This is a genomic window from Streptomyces sp. NPDC002868 (genome assembly GCF_055563295.1).
Window position 1 is genome coordinate 13,111 of the sequence record NZ_JBVHDR010000020.1, and the last position, 21,910, is coordinate 35,020.

The window sequence follows — 21,910 nt, forward strand, 5'->3', positions numbered from 1 at the left end:
ACCACCTACTGGCACCACCTACTGGCACCAACACGACGTAAGACAGCCCGTACCACAGAGGACTTCACATGACCCTGACCGCCGACCAGGCCACGGCCCCACCCGCCCGGCAGGTGCTGCCTGCCGAAGAGCGGTACGCCGCCGAGCTCGCGTTCCTCGCCGCCCATGACGACGGACCCCGCCCGCCCTGCTGGGCGTTGACCCCGCGCGCCGTGGTCACCTTCATATGCGGCAGCGGCGGTGACACCCTGGAGTTGCCGAAATCGCGCCGTGCCGAAGGCGAGCTGCCTGCCCGGCTGGCGATCGCTCCCAAGTTCGTCGGCGAACGCGCCCTGGTGGAACGGTGCGTGGTCACCCTCGCCGGTGAGCGCGGCCTGCTGCTCGTCGGCGAGCCCGGCACCGCCAAGTCGATGCTCTCCGAGTTGCTGGCCGCCGCGGTCTGCGGCACCAGCGCCCTCACCGTCCAGGGCACCGCCGGCACCACCGAGGACGCCTTCCGCTACGGCTGGAACTACGCCCTGCTGCTCGCCCAGGGGCCGACGCCGCAGGCGCTGGTCGCCTCGCCCGTGCTCACCGCGATGCGGACGGGGCGGGTCGCCCGGGTCGAGGAAATCACCCGCTGCCTGCCCGAGGTGCAGGACGCCCTGGTGTCGATCCTGTCCGACCGGCGGCTCAGCGTGCCCGAACTCGCGGGTACCGCCGACGCGTTGGTCGCGGCCACCCCCGGTTTCACCGTCATCGCCACCGCCAACCTGCGCGACCGGGGCGTCTCGGAGATGTCGGCAGCCCTCAAGCGACGCTTCAACTTCGAGACCGTCCACCCCATCGCCGACGCCGACGCCGAGACCTCCCTGGTACGCGGTCAGGCAACGGCCGCCGTGAAGCGGGCCGGTGCCGCCTTCGGCGTGGACGACGCCGTGCTGGAAGCACTGGTCACCGTCTTCCGCGACCTGCGCTCAGGCCGGTCCGCCGAGGGCTGGGACGTGGAGCGGCCGGGCACGGTGATGTCCACCGCCGAGGCGGTGCAGGTCGCCGCCTCGCTCGCCGTGGCCACTGCTTACCTGCCCGGCGGCGATGTCCTCGACCTGGTGCCGGGACACCTCCTCGGGGTCGTCCGCAAGGACGACCCGGCCGACCACGGCCGACTGCTCGGGTACTGGGACGGCCCGGTACGGCGCCGCGCCGAGGACGGCTCCGCCCTGTGGCGCCGCCTCTGGGACCTCCGGGAGAACCTGCGTTGACGATCCATCAGTCCACAATCACCGCCGTGGCCGCCCATGAGCCCGGTGCCGCGACCACCGGTGACACCGACCCCCGGGATGCCGTGGCCGCCCTCGCGGGCTCCGTAGATCCGTACCTCCTCGGCGTGCGCCACCACAGCCCCGCACTGGCCGCCGCGGTCCCGGCCCTGCTGGACGCCGCAGGCGTCGAGGTGGTCTGCGTCGAGCTGCCGGCGGACTTCCAGCCGTGGCTGCCGTATCTCGCCGATCCGGACACGGTCGCGCCGGTGGCGCTTGCCGGGATCGGTGAGGGCGGGCGGCTGGGCTTCTACCCGTTCGCCGACTTCTCGCCGGAGCTGGCCGTCATCCGCTGGGCCCGCGAGCACGGGGTAGAGGTTCTCTGCTGCGACCTCCCGCTGTCGGACCCCGGCTGGTCCGCGACCGATGAGGCCCAGCAGGACACGGCGGTGCCGGACCAGGCGGCCCGCTCCGGGACCGCCTTCGCCGACGGGCTCGCCACAGCCGGAACCGGCCGCGACGGGGACGACCTGTGGGACCGCGCGGTGGAGGTGCTGGCCCCCGGCTGCGGGCCCGAGTCGCTACGGCGGGCGGCGCTCGGCGTGGGCTGGGCGCTGCGCCAGGACGCGCGGGCCCGCGGCGTACCGGCCACAGACCTGGCCCGCGAGGCGTATATGCGCCATGTGATCGCGCGAGCCGGCGCCGGGGGGCGGCGGCTCGCCGCGGTGGTCGGTGCCTTCCACGCCCCGGCACTGGCTGGACCTGCCGCGGTCCGGCTCGACACGGACGGTGCCGACTGTCCGGCGTCCGACGAAGGCGGTCGGCGCGGCAATCCGGGAGAGGTTGGGGGCTCCACCGCGGGCCTCGCGGTGCCGCGCGGGGCCACGCTGGATCCTGCCGGGTCCGATGCGGTGCCCGGCGGCACCGCGCCCGGGTACGCCGTTGCCGAGGGCGGTGCGCCCGCCGCGCCCGGAACCGGCGGGACCGCAGAGCCCGGACCGGACAACGGGCGGGCGCAGGCGGTGGGTTCGGCCGCGGCGGTGGCGGACGCGACCCCTGCGCCCGTCACCTCGCTGGTCCCGTACTCCTTCGACTTGCTCGACTCCCGCTCGGGCTACCCCGCCGGCATCCGGGACCCGCGCTGGCAGCAGGCCGTGTTCACCGCCGGGGGCGACCCCGACCGGGTGCGGACTGCCGCCGCTCGCGCAATCACCGGCCTGTGCCGGGAACTCCGCGCGGCCGGGCACACCGCGGGCACCGGCGAGGCCGCCGAGGCTCTGCGGCTGGCCTGTGACCTGGCCCGGCTGCGCTCCCTGCCCGCGCCGGGCCGCGGCGAGTTGCTGGAAGCCGTGACGACCGTGCTCAGCCAGGGCGAACCGCTCGGCCGGGGCCGGGCACTGGCTCGTGCCCTGGAGGTGGTCCTGGTCGGCGCCGACCGCGGCAGGACCGCTCCCGGCACGCCGCGTTCCGGGCTCGGCCCGTCCGTGGAGTCTGAACTCTCCGCGCTGCGCCTGCCCTGTCCGGACAAGCCCGAGCCCCGGGAAGTCCGCCTCGACCCGCTCCGCTCCGACCTCGACCGCCGCCGCGAGATCCTGCTCCAGCAACTGCTGGCCTGCGGCGCCGGATACGGCGAGCAGGTCGAGGTGACCGGTACCGGGGACTCGACCGCGCTCACCACCCGGTGGCGGCTCTCCTGGACCCCGGCCGTGCCCGCACGGCTGGACCTGGCGGGCGTCCGCGGCGTCACCGCCGCCCAGGCCGCCGCCGGAACGCTGCGTGACGCCTTCCGCCGCGACTGTGCCGACGGCGGAGCCACCTGCGCGCAGATCATCCACGGCCTGCGCGCGGCGGCCCAGTGCGACCTCCCCGACCTTGTCGCCGACCGCCTCGGCGATGCCGCCGACGTCCTGCCCGCCGGCGCCACCCTCCCTGAACTGCTGCAGGCAATGGACCTGCTGGAGGCGCTGCGCCGTCAGCACCTGCCCGGCACCACGCCGACGGAGCGGGAGCGGGCCGTCGCACTGGCCGACACTCTGCTGGAGGCCGCCGTCCGCGCGCTGCCCGGTCTGGCCGGCAGTGACGAGGCGGACGATGCCGCCGCCCTCGTCACCCTCGTCACCCGGGCAGGCGAGCACCGTCTGGGTCTGCGGCTGGACGGCGCTCTGGGCACGCTCGCGCGTACCGGCTCCCCGCTCGTCCAGGGAACCGCCCTGGCAGCCAGGGTCCTGCTGGACCTGGACGGTCCCGACACTCTTGGCGCCCGCGCAGCCGGGTGGGTGGACGCCGCAACCGGCCCCGACGGGCGCCACCGTATGTCCCGTCTGCTCACCGGACTCCTCACCGCGGCGGGCCCGCTGCTCCAGTCGGCCCCGGCCGCCCTCGGCCCGCTGCTGGACCGGATCGACGATCTCACCGACCAGGGCTTCCTCGATCGGCTGCCGGCGTTGCGCGGCGGATTCGACACCCTTGCCCCGGCCGCCCGCGACCGGCTGCTGCACACCGTCACCGAACGCCTCGGCGACCGGCTCGACCTGACACTGACCGCGGCTCCGGAGCTGCTCGCCCTGTGGACTGCAGCGGACACCGCCGGGCTCGCCGCCCTGCGCGCCCTGCGGATCCCCCTTCCGGACTCCCTCGCGGAGTCCCTGGCGGAGTCCCTCGCGGACACGGCATCCGGTCAGCCGGTGTCCGGCGTCGTGGGGGACGCCTGCGCCGCACCCCCGCCGCACCACGGTTCGGTCGCCGGGACGGCAGCGGAACCGGCAACAGGAGACACGGCAGCGCCCCCCATTCCAGCGGGTCCGGCCACCAAGAAGGCGACAACACCGCCGGCGGCCTCGCGCCGCCTCGACCCGTCCGACCGGTGGCGGCTGCTCCTCGGACGGCAGACCGAGCGGCTGCCCGACGGCGCACGCCGCTATGCACACGCCCTCGACGAGCTGTACGGCGCAGGCCGAGGCGAGGGCGCCGCCGACATCGGGCGCGGACCCGATGGCAACGCCGGCGGACAGGAAGGCTCCTTCCCCACCGCCCGGGAGTGGGCCGAGGAACTCGACGCCCTGTTCGGCGCGGAGGTCCGCGAGGAGGTGCTCGGCCGGGCCGTCGACACCGGCCGCACCGATGTCCTCGCCGAACTCGACCCTGCCTCGGTGCGCCCCTCCGTCGAACTGCTGACGTCCGTCCTCTCCCTGGCCGGAGGCATGCCGGAACAGCAGCTGGCCCGGCTCCGGCCGCTGGTCCGCCGCCTGGTCGACGAGCTTGCAAGGGAGTTGGCAACCCGCCTGCGTCCCGCCCTGACCGGGCTGGCCACACCACGCCCGACCCGCCGCCCCGGCGGCCGGCTCGACCTGCCCCGCACCCTGCGGGCCAACCTCGCCCACACGCGCCGTCTCGACGACGGCCGGACCGTCGTCGTGCCGGAGCGGCCGGTGTTCAGCACCCGTTCCCGCCGCGAGGCCGACTGGCGGCTGATCCTCGTGGTCGACGTGTCCGGCTCCATGGAGGCATCCGTTGTCTGGTCCGCGCTGACTGCCGCCGTGCTGGGCGGGGTACCCACCCTCTCCACGCACTTCCTCGCCTTCTCAACCCAGGTGATCGACCTGACGGACCGGGTCGCCGACCCGCTGTCGCTGCTGCTGGAGGTGCGCGTGGGCGGGGGAACCCACATCGCCGCCGGACTGGCGCATGCGCGCTCGCTGGTGACCGTACCGAGCCGCACCCTCGTAGTGGTCGTCAGCGACTTCGAGGAGGGCTACCCGCTAGGCGGTCTGCTCGGCGAGGTCCGCGCCCTGGCCACGTCCGGCGTCCACCTCATGGGCTGCGCCGCCCTGGACGACACCGGGACCCCCCGGTACTCGGTGCCCGTCGCCCAGCAACTCGTCGCGGCCGGTATGCCCGTGGCCGCCCTCAGCCCCCTCGCCCTCGCCCGCTGGGTGGGCGACCGCCTGCGCGGAGAACCCCGATGACACCTCCCACCATGACCACTCCGCTCCCCCCGGTGGCCCCGGACGTGACCGCCGCCGCCGTGGAGAACCTCAGTGCCCGGCTGCGCAAGAAGCTGGACGCGGCGATCGAGCTGTACGCCGCTGCCCCCGCCAGCGCCGACGGCGACACGGTCAGCATCAGCTGCGGCGAGGACGCCGTGGTCACCCTGGCGCCGGGACCGTCCGGCACAGTCACCGACGCGGACCAGGCACGCTGCACCTGCCTGCTCGCCCCGCGCTGCCTGCACCGCGCGGCCGTCCTCAGCGCCTGCCCGGTCGCCGACCCCGACACCACACCGGCGCCGACCGCTCCTCCGGATGACGGTTCATCAGTCCGGGGCGCGGCATCAGACCGGGGCGTGGCATCAGGCCACTCCCCGGCTCCGTACGCGCCGACGGGCAGCCCGTCCGCGTCCCCGGCGGGCGTCGGCACCGTGCCCGCCGACCCTGGGGGCGCAGGGCCCACCGCAGCCCAAGTGGCCGCCGCAGCCGGGCTGTGGTCGGCCGCCGCGGCCGCGCTCGCTGCCGGGGTCCCCGCCGCGGGTGCGGTGCCGCAGGCCGATCTGCTGCGCGCCGCCCACACCGCCCGGCTGGCCGGACTTCACCGGGCCGAGGCCGCCGCGCTGCGCGTCGTCCGCGGGCTGCGCAGCGCCCGCGCCCGGCACGACAGCCACCGCCTGGCCGACCTGGTCTCCGCACTGCGCGAACTGCTGCTCACCACGGGGCTGCTGGCAACGTCCGAGCCCGACCCGGCCCTGACCGGCACGGCCCGCCGCGGCTACCAGCCGGGCGGCAGTCTCCGGGTCCACGGGGTCTGCCGCGAACCGGTGATCAGCGCCACCGGGTACGGCGGCGTCGTTACCCACCTCCTCGCTGAGGACGGCCGGTGGTTTTCGGTCGCCGACGTCAAGCCGGGCGGCCCCGCCCGCGCCCGCGGAGCAGCCACCGCCACCGTCGCCCTCGGCGCGGCCACCCTCGACCACGCCCAACTCGCCCGCGGCGGCCTGCTGGTCACCGGGGCAACCGTCTCACCGGACGGCCGCCTGGGTTCCGGCCGCGGCGTACGAGCCACTCCGCTTGCGGGCCTGCCCTGGTCCTCCGGGCCGATGGCCGCCCTGTTCGCCCGCCCGCTGGCCGAAGCAGTCGCCGCGCTGCTGTCCGCATCGCCCGGCGACGGCCCGGAGCGGGCGGAGGCGGTCGGGCAACTCGTCGGCTGCGACATGGTGGTGGCCGGAGCCGCAGGCGATCACCTCCTCGCGCACGAGTTGCAACCCGGTCAGGAGCAGGCTCCCTCCATCGACGGCTCACCGGCCACGCCGACCGGTCCCCTGATCCGGCTGGTGCCCGCCAGCGGGCACCCTGATCTCGCCCACACGGCCAACCTCCAGCAGCTCGCCTCCCGCCCCGGACTCCGGATACGCGTGCTCGGACGGCTCGACCCGGACCGGGCCACGACCCTGCGCCCGCTCGCCGTCGGCCCGGTGCCGTACGCCGAGGCGACCCTGCGCCTGCCCGCAGGCTGGCTGGACCGGGCCGATCTGGGATACGACCGCCTCCAGGGCTCGCATCTCCCGCCGCGCGAGGCGTGTCCTGCCATGCCCGCGCTCGCGCATACCCTGGCCGACCCGATGGCCGGCGCCCCTCTGTGGCGGTTTCGCCACCTGGTGGAACTGGCCGTCGCCGGAGGCCGCCGGTCGGTCGGCGAGTTCGCACGCACCGGTGGCACCGTCGGGGGTGACGGCTTCGCGCCGCTGCGCCGCGCGGGCTTCCAGGCCGCCGCCGAGTTGGCCGCCCAGCTCGCTGCCGAGGCGGACCGCCGTGGCCGGGACGCCTTCGGCCGGCTCACCGACCCCGACACCGACCGCTATGCCTGGGCGTGGCTCGGCACGGCCGTACACCTCGCGGCGACCGAACGTGCGCTGGTGCGGGCCTCCTGGCACACCGTCGGCTGACCGGGCCCAGCCGCACCGGCCCGCGTCACCCGCGATGGGCGAACGTCAGTAACACCCCGGAACACCTTGCGCAGTGTCCGGCCGCCCCCAAGCGGGTGGCCGGGCGCCGGCGATGCCTCGCAAAGGTCGGCCGGAAAGAACAGTTCACCCGTGGCCGGTCGGCGAACCTCCGTACCCGGCTACGTAGTTCTACCGATGCTTCCGACAAGGACCGATTGAGAGGCTCAGCCCGGAATGGATGCCCGGTCGGCGGCGTGGGTTACAGTCTCGCTCTACCCCTGATGCACGGCACGTCCACACAGCCGGGGGAGCCTTCTTGGGGGATACGAAGATGCGGACCGAACACGTGGACCTGCCCGGATACGAGGTCGTCGAAGTCCTCGGTCAGGGCGGGTTCGCCACCGTGTACCGCGCGCGCCAGCTCGCCGTGGGCCGGGAGGTCGCGCTCAAGATAGACAGCCGTGTGCTGTCCTCCGCCCGCGACCGGCAGCGGTTCATGCGCGAGGTCACCGCGGCCGGACAGCTGTCGGGCCACCCGCATGTGGTCGCGGTGTACGACGCCGGTGTACTCACCGACGGCCGCCCGTACATGGTGCTGGAACTGTGCCAGGGCGGTTCTCTGGGCGACCGGCTCCACCGACACGGTCCGTTTCCTGTGCAGGAGGCGCGAGATGTCGGTGTGCGCATCGCCGACGCGTTGGCCGCGGCGCACACCGCCGGAGTGCTCCACCGGGACATCAAGCCGGGCAACATCATGATCAACCAGTACGGCGGGGTCGCTCTCGCTGACTTCGGGCTCGCGGCCATGCCGCGACCCGGGCACGAACTGTCGGTGACGAGGGAAGCGCTGACCCCCGCGTACGCCCCGCCGGAGGCATTCCTCCTGACCGATCCAACGCCGGCTGGGGACGTGTACTCGCTCAGCGCGACCATCTACGCCCTTGTGCTCGGCCGCCCGCCCCACTTCCCCGAAGAGGGCAGCCTCAGCATCGCGGAACTCATCACGCGGCACGGCCTGCCCATACCCGACCTGCCGGGCGCACCCCCTGCGCTGACCGAGGTCCTCAGGCAGGCCATGGCCCCGGACCCCGCTCACCGCCTGCCGAGCGCCGAGGCATTGCGGGACGCCCTTGCCGGCCTCGACCTCCACAACACCACGGCGCCCGCCGCCCCGTACATCCAGTCCACCCCGGCGAGCGGGAATCTCCCGCTGCCGCAGGCGGCACAGGGTTTTCCGTCTCTGCGTTCAGGAAGTGGCGCGGAGACGCAGCCCGCCGTGACTGCGGGCCGAGGGAGGAAGGGTCTCCGCCTGCGGTTGGTCGTCCCGGTCCTGGCACTGGTCGCGGCCGCTCTCGGCACGGCCGGAGTGCTGGCCCACCAGAACCAACAGTCGGCCAATGAGCCCACCTCGCCCTCTCGCACATCCACAGCAGGCCCGACTTCCGAAGGCCAGAAATCGTCCGCCAAGACCGTTTTCAAGGTGCCGACGACCACCAAGGACTGCCCGGCGGCATCGGTGGACGGTGTGAACGGCCGCTGCACCACAACCGCCGAGTGCTGGGGCGGCATGGTCGTCATAACCGGAATCGTCAGCGTCAACCGCTCGGACTGCACGGTTGAGCACCCGTGGGAGACCTTTGCCATCGCCCCGCTGCCCTCGGACGGAATGACCATCAACCAGCAGGAACTGGCGAACCACCCGGACGTGCGCAAGCTCTGCTCACGCGACGTCATGACGAAGTCCCGGCTGGGTAAAGCACTGAAGATCGCCCCCGCCGGGTGGACTGTCGATGTGCTTCCGCCCTCGCAGGCGGAATACACCGACGGTCTGCGCGTATTCCGCTGTGTCGCCACGGTCACCGGAGAACAGTCGTCCGGCACCTACTTCCGGCCCCGATCCAGCACGATGCCTTAACAGACCAGTCGACGGCCGCCTCCTCGGCACCGGCGGTGTCCTGCAACTCCCGTAGGGCAATGGCCAGGTTGACGATCGCCCGCGTGTCGGCGCGGATCGCGCGTACTTTCACACGCGATCCGCGCACGCCTGCAGCGCAGGGTATTCAGCTCACGCCCCCGCAGCCGGATGGCACGCGGGCCGTGATCGGGTCAGAACGCTGGGACGTCTCTCCTGGGTCAGAAGCCCGCGTCGGAGAAGCCCACGTCCGTGAAGCCGGGGTCGGAGAAACCCGGGTCGGAGAAACCCGGATCCGTGAAGCCCGGGTCGGAAAAGCCCGGATCCGTGAAGCCGGGATCCGTGATCGGGTCCATGAAGCCCGGATCGGAAAAGCCCGGATCCGTGATCGGGTCCATGAAGCCCGGATCGGAAAAGCCCGGATCCGTGAAGCCCGGGTCCGTGAAGCCCGGATCCGTGATCGGGTCCATGAAGCCCGGGTCGGAGAAACCCGGGTCCGTGATCGGGTCCGGCACCACAGGGTCAGGCACCACAGGATCCGGCACCACAGGATCAGGCACCACAGGATCAGGCACCACAGGATCCGGCACAACCGGGTCCGTGATGGGGTCCGGCACCACAGGATCCGGCACAACCGGGTCCGTGATGGGGTCCGGCACCACAGGATCCGGCACAACCGGATCCGTGATGGGGTCCGGCACCACAGGATCCGGCACAACCGGATCCGTGATGGGGTCCGGCACCACAGGATCCGGCACAACCGGATCCGTGATCGGGTCCGTGATCGGGTCCGTGATCGGGTCCGTGATCGGGTCCGGCACCACCAGGTCCGGCGGCGCCGGAGGGTTCTCCGGCGCCGGGTCGACGGGTGGCAGCGGGTCCGGCTCCGGGGCTGGCGGGCCGACGAGTCCCTGGTTGCCCAGCTCGTGAATGACCGCCCCGTTCACCGCCGGAGTCAGAGTGTTGGCGATGAGTGCCTGGCCGAGGTCGTTGGGGTGGTACGAACCCTGCACGTTGAGGAAGTCGAGGCCGTTGAGGCCCTCCTGCGGTGAGAACAGCTCGTGCCCGGACAGCGCCTGAGACACATCCGCGTACGTGACGTTGGCACCGGTCTGCTGCGCCGCCAGTTGGGTCGCTTGCTGGTTCAGCGAGTTGATGGTCGACCCGAACTCATTGACCAACTGGGCCTCGCGGTTGCTGATCAGCAACTCGCTCACAGGCGAGGGAGAGCCGCCGGGGATGGTGTCGGGCATGACCTTCGGGTAGCCGAGGGTGACGATCGTGGCGCCCGGGGCGGCCCGTGAGGCGATGTCCTGGTACACCGCCGCCTGCGCCTCGAGGTACGTCCCGTCCTGCAGCGGTCCCATCAGGCCGGGAAATCTCTGCTCCGTGGTCGACTCCCTAGAAGTGACCACAGTCTGCGCCAGGTTGCCGAACCCCGCGTCGTTGCCGCCGACGCCGACGATCACGATGTTGGCACCGTTGACCGCGTCGATCTGAGGCGAATGCTCGAACTCCGTCCCCGGCCGTACCGTCTCGTACAACGAGGCGCGGGTCGCTCCCGAGACCGGTACGAACGTCACATCAAACGTCACATTGGGATTCTCCTGCGCGATCTTGTCGATGGCCCGGAGAGTCGGGGCGGACGCGGACTGATGGGCAGGGTCGACCTGATTCAGGACCGAGCCCTCGGCTCCTGTCACCTGGACGGTCTTGTACGTACCCGCCGAAGCACCCTCGCCACTGGTGTACGAGTCACCGACCACGGTGATGCGGACGTGCCCCGGGTCGCCGGGCGCTGCATTGGCTGTACCGGCGAGCGACCCGAGCAGGGCGGAGACTCCGATCGCCTGGCCGCTGACGATCGCTGCGCGACGCACGACCGGGTTGTGGCGTTTCGGTCGGGCATGACGCCCATGACGTTTGGTCACAGAACAGACCTCTCCTGGGGGGTTGGCATGAATTGGGAGCCTCGGGGAAACGATCCGGCCCCGGGCTCACGCAGAGTCTCTTCTGCCAACCAGGCCCGTAGCATTGGGGAAGACCCCACAACTTCGACTGCCGCCGACACCGTCCGGCTCGTCGTCATCCACTCGCCGTCATCCACTCGCCGTCACAGGCCGCTCGTGGCCTGGAAGCCTGCCGATGCCCAGCTGGTCCGTGGGACCCTCGGCCGGTTGGAAGGCGGTGTTCCGGGAGCCGCCCGAGCTCGTGCCGACCACGCCTCGGCGGCATTGGGGATTGCCAGTGGCAAAGCCCCCACACAGGATCCAGGCCCCGTTCACACCCTTGTTGACCCAGCTTGGCCCGCCTGACTCATCCAGAACGGCTCGAAGGCCGAGCGCCTGGTCGTGGCAGCGCCTGCAGAAGAACTCGAACTGGAAGCCCGCAAGCTGGGCCATACCTACGGTGAGGCGGGCATGCCCGGGCGGCTCCATGGGTGGCATATGTGTGCGGCTGCTCCGCGAGGAAACGGAGCCGGAGCCGTCGCGGAATCAGTGGTCGACGGAGGCACGGTGGAGGATGCGGGCCAGGGCGGCGCGGGAGGAGACGTCGAGTTTGCGGTAGATCCGGGATAGGTGGGTCTCCACCGTCCTGGGGCTGAGGAAGAGCTGCTCCCCGATCTCCCGCGAGCGTCTGCCCGCAGCCGCTAGTTGGGCGATCTCGCGCTCCCGTTCGGTGAGTAGGCCCAGCTCCGCCGGCCCCATGGCGGCCGCTGAGGAGCGGGACGACCCGCGCGTCCCGAGTTTGCCCCGCACCCGTACCCCCTGCTCCCGGACGCGCAGTGCCCCGCAAGTCCGGGACACGAACATCGCCGTGTCCAGCCACTGCACCGCGGTCGCCGGGCCGTGCGCCGCCTCGGCTGAGCGGGCTCCGGTCACCAGGGTCCAGGCGTGCTGCACCGGCATCCCGGCGAGCCGGAAAGCCTCCGCCGACTGCTCGAACAGCTTGGCCGCAGCGTCGTGTTCGCCGTCCGAAACATGAAGCAGGGCCCGCGCCTGGTGGACGTACGCCTGCTGGACGGGCAGTCCCAGCTGCTCCGCCGCCGCGTCCGCGTGCCGGGCCCAGCGGCGGGCGGCGCCGACGTCGCAGCATTGGAGCGCCGCCGTCGACAGCATGGCCAGCAGCGAGGGGCGGAACGGCCGCTGGAGCAGCGGAAGGTTCTCACCACCCCCTTGCTCCAGCAAGGTCCGCAGGCAGCCGGAGGGGTCGCCGTTCATCAGCTGTATCTGGGCCAGCAGGCCGGCCGCGGAGCTCACACACCAGTTCCGGCCGGGCAAGGTATTGCGGGCGCCCTGCTCGGCGAGTGCGACGATCTCGGCCGCTTCCCGTCGTCCTCGGGCCCACATCAGCGCGGAGGCACGCATGGTCATGGCCAGCCCCACCGCGTCGTCCGCCCCGATGGCGCGGGCGAGGCCTTCCGCCTCCCGTGCCCGGTGCTCGGCCCGGTCCAGTCGCCCGGTCCACTGGTCGAGAGTGGAGAGCCACAGTTGATGATGCATCATGATGCGCTGCTGCGCGCCGCCACTGGCGATCGTCAGTCCCCGGCGCAGATGCCGGGACGCGTCCGAGAAGCGCTCCATGTAGAGCTCGGAGCAACCGAGCATGGCGAGCAGTTCCGGGGGACGTGCCACCCTGGCGTCCGGCAGGGCGTCGACCAGCCCGGCCAACTGGGTGGCTTCGGGTGCGGCTGTGGTCAGGTCTCCGCGGTAGGCGTCGCCGCATGCCGCGAGGACCCGAAGCTCCATGTGTGCGGGATCGTCGGCCTTCGCTGTTGCCCGCACAGCCTCGCGGACCGTCGGGCGTGCCCGCTGGTAGGTTCCGCGCAGCAGGTGCACCAGTCCGTACTGAAAGGCCAGTTCGGCAGCCTGGGCGGGCAGGGGCCGCGGCAGCCGATCGAGGGCGGTACGTGCCAAGGCCTCCGATTCTTCGTACCGGCCGAGCAGCCGCTCAACCCCGGCGCAGACAGCGTACGTACTCAACCGCAGGTCCGCGGGGAGGTTCGAGGGGTCGCGCAGCAACTCATGGGCGAGGGCGCGGGCTTCCTCGAGACGTCCGGCGGCGGACAGGGCGCGACAGCAGGCGAGCATCAGTGTGGTGCGTGGCGGGCTGTTGCGGTCCTGGCCCGGCGGGGAGTGCAGCGCCAGGCGAAGCCACCGGGCCGCGGTACCGGGGTTTTCGGCAATGACCTCTGCTGCGCCCTCGGCCAGTACATTCAGGGCCGCGGTGCTGTCCGCGCCCAGGACATGTTCGGCGTGCCGGGCCCGCGCTGCGGCGGAGGCACCGCGTCGGGTGAACAACTCCAGCGCCCGGCGGTGGACCGAAAGCCGGACGCAAGGCTCCGCACGCTCATGGGCGACATGGCGCAGCACGCGGTCACGGAAGACGAACCGCCCGCCACACGCCAGCGGTCGCACCACGTCGCCGCGGCTGAGCTCGGCCAGGGCAACCAATGTGCGGTCCAGACCGAGTCCGGAAACCTCCGCGACGTCCGCAGGGCAGAACAGGTCGCCAAGAACGGCCGCCGCGTCTGCGGCCGTAGCTGCGTCCGGAGTGAGCGCATCCAGCTCTGCGGTCAGCCCCGCCACCTCGCGCAGCAGCCCGTCCCTGTCGGCACCAGGGCGTTCCGGGTACCCGTCGGGCTGCCACCCCGCGGCCACGAGAATCCGGACACTGCGAGGGGTGCCCTCGGAAGCGTCATACAACGGCCCGGCGTACGCGCTGGAGTCGAGCCGCCCATTCGAGCCGCCGCCGCCCGCCAAAGCCTCACCGCTGGACACCATGCCCGGCAAGGCGGAAGGGCCCACGCCCACCCGCCAGCTTTCGAGCAGCGTGGCCACCGCGCCGGGGTCCAGCGGAGCCAGTTCGATGCGCACCACGGATCCGGTCTGCGCACCGCAGTCCAGTGCCTCAAGCAGCGCGGCGGGGGTCTGCCGGGGGCGGTGTGCCATGGCGAGGAGGAAGGGACCGGGCACGGGGGTGCGGATGAGCTGGGCGGCGAGAGCCGCCGACTCCTCGTCGCACAGGTGGAAGTCGTCCAGCAGCAGCAGGCCTCCTCCCCCCTCGACTGCCCAGTCCGCAAGAAGGGTTCGAATGGCGTGGAACAGCGATCCGTTGACGGCCAGCGGCCGCTGATGTGGTGGAGTCGCGCCGAGACCATCGGCGGCAGCCGGAAACCGGCAGAGGCCTGACCGGTCCCCCCAAGCGTCCCGGAACACCTGGTACGGAGCAGTGCCCCGGCGCGTGGCATGGGCTCGCGCCACCCGAACTCCGCGCCTCTCGGCCAGCTCCGCCAGAACACCCAACAGCCGGGTCTTGCCGATGCCAGGATCTCCCGCGATCTCCAGCACAGCGCCCCGCGTGGACCCGAGGGCCTCCACCATCCCCGCGAGCCGGGCCGTCTCCGTTTCCCGCCCGACCAGGGGGCCATCGGTCCCCAGTGACGGCACGGCGAACATTGTTCTCCTCTGAGTTCTCCACTGCGGAACGAATCACGCGCAACGGGCTGCCTTACGGCGGCACCCTGGGAACGCCGCAGCCCTGAACACGCAAGCGCCTCCTGTAAGCGCATACATATCCTTGATGGCAGTTCACTCAGGCCGCAAGGGCGCAGGCATCAAGCTTTAGCAAAGGAGGCATATCTGGAATTTCTGATTCCACTGGGTGACCGCACGCCAAAATGACCCCTGAGGCACACGCCAAAATGACCCTGAGGCAAGGGGCGAGAGAGGCGACTGTCGCCGCGTCGCAGCCGCAACTGCCGCGCCGAGCCACCGTCACGATCACCGCCACCGACCGCATCGCCAACGCTGCCTTGGAGCAGCTGATCCGCGACGCCTACCGCATACGCAACGCGGAAATCCACGGAGACCACCAACCCGGCCCAGGCACCCTCCACCTTTTCAAGGACAGGCCAGGAGGAGCTTCGAACAGGGTTCCTGCATCTGGCCACGGACCACGAGATCGCTGCCTGGGCGCCACGGGGCGCCCCGCGCCGCAGCCTGGCGGAAACTGAAAGCACGGAGCCGTAAGGAGGAGACATGAGCGAGAGCTCCATGGGCGACGAGGTCTACCAGCCGGACGGGTCCGAGGTACAGGACGACGCCGGGCTGCTGGACGCCGAGGACACGCTCGAGGATCCCGCGCTGCAGATCCTCTCTGACGGGTACTCCCCGCCGGAGAGGCCGTGGGCCGTGGAGCGGGTAGGCACCACTGCAGCGGAGCAGCGCCGGGGCGAGAGCCTTGATGAGCGGCTGGCCGAGGAGGCACCGGACGTCACTGTTCCCACGGGCGATGGGCTGGGGGACGTCTGGGACACCGACGGCGAGCTGATCGACGACGAGGTCGGGGCGGACCGCGCAGGCCGTCTTGTGGCCCCTGACGAGGGGACCCACTCCGACCAGGAGAAGGATCTGATCGCTACCGATGTCGGCATTGACGGCGCCGCCTCGGCGGAGGAGGCGGCGATGCATCTGATCCCGGAATCCGAGCAGTCCTGATCCGCCCAAGGCTGCGGGGGCCGCGCCGCTCGGCGGCCCCCTCAGCGCATCCGGCGGTCAGTCCCTGGGGCCCGGGGACGCGTATCCGTGATGAGGAGACGTCCGACGGGATCGTGGTGCCGACCCAGCGGCCCATCCACAACCGCCAGTGACCTGATCCTGGCTGACGGTGTCGGGCCGGACTTCACGGTCGCCGGCTACGCGCAGCAAATCCGTGCAGCGATCGCGGCGGCCGCCGACAGCGGCAGCTGACCTTGCCGCTCGGCGTCACGCCGGGTGCCGGACCAGCTGCTCAGCGACGCGTCGCCGACGCTCGCCTGCTGCCCGGGCGTGAGCCTCGGCACTTGCCAGGCCTGCCGCGCCGCCTGTACCTCGCGGCAAGGACGGGTTCAACCCGGGGAATGCCGTGTCCCTCACTGACAGGCGTGGTCACCGCGAGCGACAATCGCCGAGGCAGGCTGGTTGCTGATGCCCCTGACGTGGAGCCATTCATGACCACACCGCGAGACCTGTTGATCGTTACCATGGACATGGCGTCCGGTAGCCCTCCGGAGCGAGGCGATCTGTCGCTTGCGCTCGCGGGAGCCGAGGCGATCGACCTCCTGGGCGCTCAAGCCATCAGACTGGACGGCGATCACATCGTGCCGGGCAACGGGCAAGCAATAGCTGACCGCCTGTTGGACGAGGCCGCGTCGTCGTTTGCCCGACAAGCGCCGTACGAGTCGGTCGGCGACTGGCTGTGGCGCAGAGGCCGCGGCCTGTCCGCGGCCTATCTGGCCGCGCTTGAGGCGGAAGGGCAGCTCACTCGACAACGACGCCACCGCTGGATGCTGTTCGGGACCAGCCGGATGGTGCTGGCCGACTCGCCGGCCCGCCGCCTGGCGGCGGACCGCTGGACATCGGATGAGCCCATCCTCGCCGCCCTTGCGGCGGCCGTCGGGATCGGCGACGAGCGGGCTGGAGACTCCCCCAGCGTGGCCGACGACGCGGTGGCGACAGTGCTCGCCGCCGTCAATGATGCATTGACGGAACTGGCAGTCGAACGGCAACGGCGATCCATCGACGGGGCGGCCTTCGACAACATTTGGCGAGGCGAATAACGACCGCACGCGCGGGGGGGTGCCGAGTGAGCCCCGCAGAGGCTTCGAGCGGCTGTGGGCTGAGGCCGGGCAGACTCTCGGCGCTCAAGGTCAGGAGCCCGCACTCCTGACCTTTGCGTAGTGCCCCAGAAAACGCACCCGGCCACCCTCCACGCGGTACAGGAACTGGCCGCTCTGCGGCGGCATCACCCGGGTGAGCGGTTCGAAGGCGATCGTCTTCGCCAGTCCCTTGTACGAGAGCTCCCGCAGTCTGCGGACCATCGCACCGCGCTCCACACCGCCCTTGCCCAGCGCGCTCATACCCTGCGCGACGAGGAACAGCGCGTCGTACGCCTCAACTGCGTACCGATCCACCTGCATTACCCGGAAGCGCTTCTTGAACTCCGCGGCAAAGTGTTCGGCTCCCGGCTGTTCCGCCGCGTCGACAAAGGCCGTGGAGAAGAGCCAGCCCTCGGCCGCCGTACCGGCCTCGGACAAAAACGCCGGCTCCAGCACGGCTCCGGTTGCCATCGGGGCGCCCTTGAATCCCGCCTTCTGGAGCGCTCGGGCGCAGAGCGCGGCCCGGTGCGGTGAGGTGCCGGCGAAGACGACGCCCTGGGCGCGGGCGGCCGTCAAAGCAGCCACGGCCGGCCCGAAATCGTCGCTCGCCGCCGCCACTTGATGCACCGTGGTGACGCCCTCGGACGGGGGCGTTGCCTGGATGCTGTTGGCCAGCTCCCAGCCCGCCTTCCCGGCCGCCAGATCCTCGACTATCGCCGTGCGGTCCGCCTTCGTCACCACGGTGAGGTAGTGGACCATGGCCAGGGTGAGAACGCTGCTGTCCGGACTCAGCTGGAAGAAAGCGCGATTGGTGGCACTCGAGACACGGTCTGTGCTGACGGAGACTGTCAGCACGGGCAGCAGCGCCTTCTGGTACTGAGCCGCAACGGCCTCCGCGGCGACGACCGAGGAGGGGCCGATGACCGCCTGCACCGCGCGGTCCGCGACGAGTTGGGCAGCGGCGGCCCGGGCCCGGGTCGGCTCTCCTCCGTCGTCGAGGACCTTGAGGTTCAGCTCGAAAGGCCGGTCCTTTCGGGCGTTGAACTCCTCGACCGCAAGACGCGCGCCACGTTCCTGGGCGCGGCCCACCGTCTTGCCACCGCCGCTCAGATCCGCCTGCAGGCCGACGGTGTGACGCGGCAGCGGCCCGGAGGAGACCTGTCCACCGTCTCCGCCCCCGTCGGGGCGGCTCGCCAGATAAGCCGCGATGCCTCCTCCGATCGCGGCCGTTGTCGCCGCCGAGCCGCCCAGCGCAAGGAATCGGCGGCGATTGGGAGCCGCCGCGACGCGGTTGTGCGTCCGCGTCGGCTCCTGCGGCTCGGGGTCGGGCAGTTCGAGAACCCTCGCCGAGCGCTCCGCGATCAGCCGGAGCAACTCGGACGGCAGCCACGCGCCGGGCCGGCTGCCGGAACCGGCCAGCTCGGCCCGTATGCCGTCAGCGGTGGGCCGTGTATCGGGGTCCTTGGCCAGACAGGCGGTCACGAGCGACAGCAACGGGCCAGGCACGTCGTCGAGTTCGGGCTCCTCATGCACCGTGCGGAACAACACGGCCGCCGGAGTGCCGGTGCCGAAGGGGCGGCGGCCGCTCGCCGCGTACGCAAGGACGCAACCCAGCGAGAAGGTGTCACTGGGCGGGCCGATCTCACCCGACCGGCCGGCCTGGGCCTGCTCCGGCGAAAGGTAGCCGGGCGAGCCGATCACCATGTCGGTGGCGGTCAGCGCGGTCGCGCCGACCGCCCGTGCGATGCCGAAGTCGATCAGCCGGGGTCCGTCCAGCGCGAGCAGCACATTGCCCGGCTTCACATCCCGGTGCACCAGGCCCGCGGCATGCACCTCGATGAGCGCCTCGGCCAGCCGCTCGCCCAGGACGCGCACACTCGGCTCCGGCAGCGGCCCGTACCGGGACACCGCCTCCGAAAGCGAGGGCCCGGGGACGAACGCTGTGGCCAGCCAGGGCTCATCGGCCTGCGGGTCGGCGGCGGCGACCGTGGTCGTCCAGCGGCCCGAGATACGGCTCGCCGCCCGCGCTTCCCGTTCGAAACGCGCCCGGAAGACGGGGTCGGCCGCGTGCTCGGCACGGATCACCTTCAACGCGACCAGCGCGCCGCCCGACGAGCGCGCGAGATACACCACTCCCATGCCGCCCGCGCCGAGCCGGCCGAGCAGCCGGTGGCCCCCGATACCGGGCGGATCACCCGCAGTGAGCGGCTGCATCGACAGTCACCAGGTCGAGGGCGCGGGGCCGACATGGCGGAAGGCGCCGTCCTCCACCCGGTGGTAGAAGACGCCCCCCGCCTTGAAGCGCCCGTCCTCGGGCCGGAAGGCGTATGGCTTGGTGATGCCCCGGTAGCTGCTCCTGCGCAGCAGCCCGACGAGAGTCTTGCGGTCAGGCACGCTCCGCTGCTGCTTGTGGTGTGCGACCAGTTGCTCAATAACGAGGTTGACGACGTCGTACGCCTCGGCCGCGAAGTAGCCGGGGGCGGCTTTGTACCGCTTGCGGAAGGCGGCGGTGAACGCCTTCGCCGCGGGCACGGCGGCCGGGTCGACGAAGGACGCGGCGAGCATCCAGCCTTCTGCGGCCTCCCCCGCCGATTCCACGAACCGCGAGTCCAGCACCGCTTGCGGGGCGATGCGCGGTCCGGTGAAGCCGACCGCCGCCAGGTCCCGGGCGAACCGGCCCGCCCCCTCCGCGTAGCCGCAGTAACTGAAGGAGTCCACACCGGCCTTGAGCATGTCGGCGATCACGGGCTTGAAGTCCTCGAGGTTCGCGGGCACGACCCGGGGATAGGGGACGCGCCCGAAGGCGCGCATGCCGTAGTTGGCGATGGTGACTGATTCCCAGCCGTACTGGCCCGCTGTCCGGTCCTGGAGCAGGCCGGGGTGGGCCGACTTGTGTTCGGCCGCCGGATAGAGGCCGAGGGGCACCGAGACCATCGCGTCTCCGGGCCGGGCCGCCAGAAAAGAACGGTTGTCCGCCTTCGGCAGATCCATCGCGCCCGGCGAGACGGCGATCAGCGGCAGCAGCGCCTCGTCGTAGGTGGGCAGTACCGCCCGGGCCGTCTCATCACCGGTCGGGCCGATCACGGCGAGCACCCTGCGGTCTGCGGTGAACTGCTTGGCGACGGCCGGGGCGCGCGCGGGGCTGCCACCGTCGTCGAGCGCCTTGAGCCCCAGGTCGAAGGGCTTGTCCGGGCGGGAGTTGAACTGCTCGACGGCGAGGCGGGCGCCCTGTTCCTGGGCGCGGCCGGCGGCCTTGCTCTCGCCGCTGAGATCGGCCTGTACGCCGATGGTCCAGCCGCGGGCCTGCGCGGTGTTGTCCGCGGCGGGTGAGGAGTCGTCGCGCAGCGCTGCCCAGGCGCCCACACCGCCGCCCGCGAGGATGACGGCCCCTCCGGCGGCGAGCAGGAACTTCCGCCGGGAGGCAGACGCCTGACGTTCCGCGGCCGGTGCCTCGTCGCTCGCGGCATCGGCCCGGGTCGGCTCGATGTCGGGCAGCGCGAGCATCTCTGCGGAGCGCTCGGCGATCATCCGTACGACGTCGTCGGGCAGCCAGTCGACACTGTCCTCGGGTGCGTCTTCGACCAGGCGCTCGTCGAGTTCCGCGGCAGTCGGGCGCTCGGCCGGGTCCTTGGCAAGGCACTGGGCCAGCAGCCCGGCTGTCTCCTCGTCCACGCCGTCGAGATCGGGCTCGTCATGGACCGTGCGATACAGCAGCGCGTCGACCGCGCCCGCGCCGAACGGCGGCCGCCCGGTCGCCGCGTACGCCAAAAGACACCCCAGCGAGAAAATGTCGCTCGGCCCTCCCGTCTCCGCGCCGCGTGCCTCCGCCTGCTCGGGCGAGAGAAAGCCGGGCGTTCCGACGATCATGTCCGCCGACGTGATCGCCGTGTCGTCGGCGGAACGCGCGATGCCGAAGTCGATGAGCCTCGGGCCGTCCAGGGCGAGCAGCACATTGCCGGGCTTCACATCGCGGTGCACCAGGCCCGCGGCGTGCACCGCGCCGAGTGCCCCGGCGAGCATCTTGCCCAGCACCCGTACGCACCGCGGCGGCAGCGGGCCGCAGGCCGCGACCGCCTCGGCGAGCGAGGGCCCGGGCACGAAGGCGGTGGCGAGCCAGGGTGATTCCGCGTCCGGGTCGGCACCGGTGACGGGCACCGCCCAGGGGCTGGTGACCCTCCGGGCGGACTCGACCTCGCGGCGAAAGCGGGCGCGGAAGTCGGGCTCGGCGGCGTACTCGGCCCGGATGACCTTGACAGCCGCGAGCGCGCCCTGGTCCGTACGGCCAAGGTAGACGACGCCCATGCCGCCCTCGCCGAGCCGGGCAAGGAGACGACAGCCCGCGACGCGGGAAGGATCGGAAGGCAGCAGCTCACTGGTCATTGAGCGGCCTCCAGTTCCTTCTGAAGGCGGATCAGCATGGAGCTGACCGCGGCGCTCGTGGCCTCGTCCAGCTCCTCCTTGGTACGGCCCTTCGATCCCTTGTTCACGACCGCGACCGTCACCTGGCCGATGCGCGCCTGGTCCCAGTAGTAGGGGTGGGGGCCGCCGAGTTCGTCGCTGTGGTACTCCCCCAACTCGCCGAGCGCGTCGTCGGCGTAGCGGTTGCCGCCGGCGCCGAACACCGTGCCCTGGGAAAGCAGATCGGTGATCTTCTCACTCCGGCTCAGCTGCTGCTGGGGGCAGCGCAGCGCCTCCTCGAGGGTGCGGGCCAACTCCCAGTCGGCGCCGCTGACATCGCGGTGAACCGTCACGACGGCAGAGACGCGTAGGGGGCCCTTGCCGCCTTGGGCAGGGAGTTCGCTGCGGCGGGTGAGGCTGGCGAGCACACCGGAAGGCAGCGGGGACTGCTGCCAGAGGCAGTCCCCGTCAAGGACGGCCCATACTGCCGGATGGCTTTCGTACGGCGCGCGTCTGACGAAACCGGGGCCGAAGTGCTCGGGTCCGGCGGCCACAGTGCGGGCAAGACGCACACCGTCCGCGGCGGTCTTGGGGGCACGCCCAGGGTCGGGGGTGAGGTCCATCCCGGTGGGACTCGGTGTCGCGCTGGGGCTCGGTTTCTGCTGCGCGGTCGTCGTCGGACTTGCCCTTTTGGCCGCTGGTTCCGGTTCGGAGGAGCAGCCGCTCCAGATCAGTCCGCCCGCCAGCACCGCACAGCAGGTCCGTAACGTTCTCGCGTAAGGCACGAA

Annotated in this window: 11 protein-coding genes; 6 read left to right on the forward strand and 5 right to left on the reverse strand. The window is 71.8% G+C overall.

Annotation, left to right across the window (positions count from 1 at the left end):
• Positions 1 to 68: 68 nt before the first annotated feature.
• The 4 genes from ACZ3H8_RS35755 (at position 69) to ACZ3H8_RS35770 (ending at position 9,088) form a co-directional block, all read left to right on the forward strand.
• Positions 69 to 1,241, forward strand: coding sequence for an ATP-binding protein (locus ACZ3H8_RS35755; protein ID WP_467408902.1), 1,173 nt, complete (start codon positions 69 to 71; stop codon positions 1,239 to 1,241).
• A gap of 17 nt (positions 1,242 to 1,258) precedes the next feature.
• The gene (locus ACZ3H8_RS35760) at positions 1,259 to 5,203 is read left to right on the forward strand and encodes a DUF5682 family protein (RefSeq protein WP_467408928.1); all 3,945 of its coding nucleotides are present in this window, start codon (positions 1,259 to 1,261) and stop codon (positions 5,201 to 5,203) included.
• 11 nt (positions 5,204 to 5,214) lie between these two features.
• On the forward strand, positions 5,215 to 7,173 hold the full coding sequence (locus ACZ3H8_RS35765; protein ID WP_467408904.1) for a hypothetical protein: 1,959 nt from the start codon (positions 5,215 to 5,217) through the stop codon (positions 7,171 to 7,173).
• Between the two features lie 331 nt (positions 7,174 to 7,504).
• Positions 7,505 to 9,088, forward strand: a complete 1,584-nt coding sequence (locus ACZ3H8_RS35770) for a serine/threonine-protein kinase (RefSeq protein WP_467408905.1) — start codon at positions 7,505 to 7,507, stop codon at positions 9,086 to 9,088.
• A gap of 218 nt (positions 9,089 to 9,306) precedes the next feature.
• On the opposite strand, the gene ACZ3H8_RS35775 is transcribed toward ACZ3H8_RS35770, so the two are convergent.
• Positions 9,307 to 10,965 carry a GDSL-type esterase/lipase family protein gene (locus ACZ3H8_RS35775; RefSeq protein ID WP_467408907.1) on the reverse strand — a complete coding sequence of 553 codons (1,659 nt, stop codon included), beginning with the start codon at positions 10,963 to 10,965 and terminating at the stop codon, positions 9,307 to 9,309.
• Positions 10,966 to 11,580: 615 nt separating this feature from the next.
• The gene (locus ACZ3H8_RS35780) at positions 11,581 to 14,535 is read right to left on the reverse strand and encodes a helix-turn-helix transcriptional regulator (RefSeq protein WP_467408910.1); all 2,955 of its coding nucleotides are present in this window, start codon (positions 14,533 to 14,535) and stop codon (positions 11,581 to 11,583) included.
• Between the two features lie 591 nt (positions 14,536 to 15,126).
• Here ACZ3H8_RS35780 and ACZ3H8_RS35785 point away from each other — a divergent pair.
• Both ACZ3H8_RS35785 and ACZ3H8_RS35790 read left to right on the forward strand, forming a co-directional pair.
• A complete protein-coding gene (locus tag ACZ3H8_RS35785) occupies positions 15,127 to 15,585 on the forward strand; it encodes a DUF5709 domain-containing protein (RefSeq protein WP_467408911.1) in 459 nt (152 codons plus the stop codon).
• A 491-nt stretch (positions 15,586 to 16,076) separates the two neighbouring features.
• On the forward strand, positions 16,077 to 16,685 hold the full coding sequence (locus ACZ3H8_RS35790; protein ID WP_467408913.1) for a GOLPH3/VPS74 family protein: 609 nt from the start codon (positions 16,077 to 16,079) through the stop codon (positions 16,683 to 16,685).
• Between the two features lie 90 nt (positions 16,686 to 16,775).
• Here ACZ3H8_RS35790 and ACZ3H8_RS35795 read toward each other — a convergent pair whose 3' ends face one another.
• From ACZ3H8_RS35795 to ACZ3H8_RS35805, 3 genes are read right to left on the reverse strand one after another with little or no spacing between them, the layout of a single operon-like run.
• Positions 16,776 to 18,938 (reverse strand): bifunctional serine/threonine-protein kinase/ABC transporter substrate-binding protein, encoded by a 2,163-nt coding sequence (locus tag ACZ3H8_RS35795; RefSeq protein ID WP_467408914.1) that lies wholly within the window; start codon positions 18,936 to 18,938, stop codon positions 16,776 to 16,778.
• A 6-nt stretch (positions 18,939 to 18,944) separates the two neighbouring features.
• A complete protein-coding gene (locus ACZ3H8_RS35800) occupies positions 18,945 to 21,104 on the reverse strand; it encodes a bifunctional serine/threonine-protein kinase/ABC transporter substrate-binding protein (protein WP_467408916.1) in 2,160 nt (719 codons plus the stop codon).
• Positions 21,101 to 21,745 (reverse strand): hypothetical protein, encoded by a 645-nt coding sequence (locus tag ACZ3H8_RS35805; RefSeq protein ID WP_467408919.1) that lies wholly within the window; start codon positions 21,743 to 21,745, stop codon positions 21,101 to 21,103. Before ACZ3H8_RS35805 ends, ACZ3H8_RS35800 begins: the two co-directional genes overlap by 4 nt.
• Positions 21,746 to 21,910: the final 165 nt, after the last annotated feature.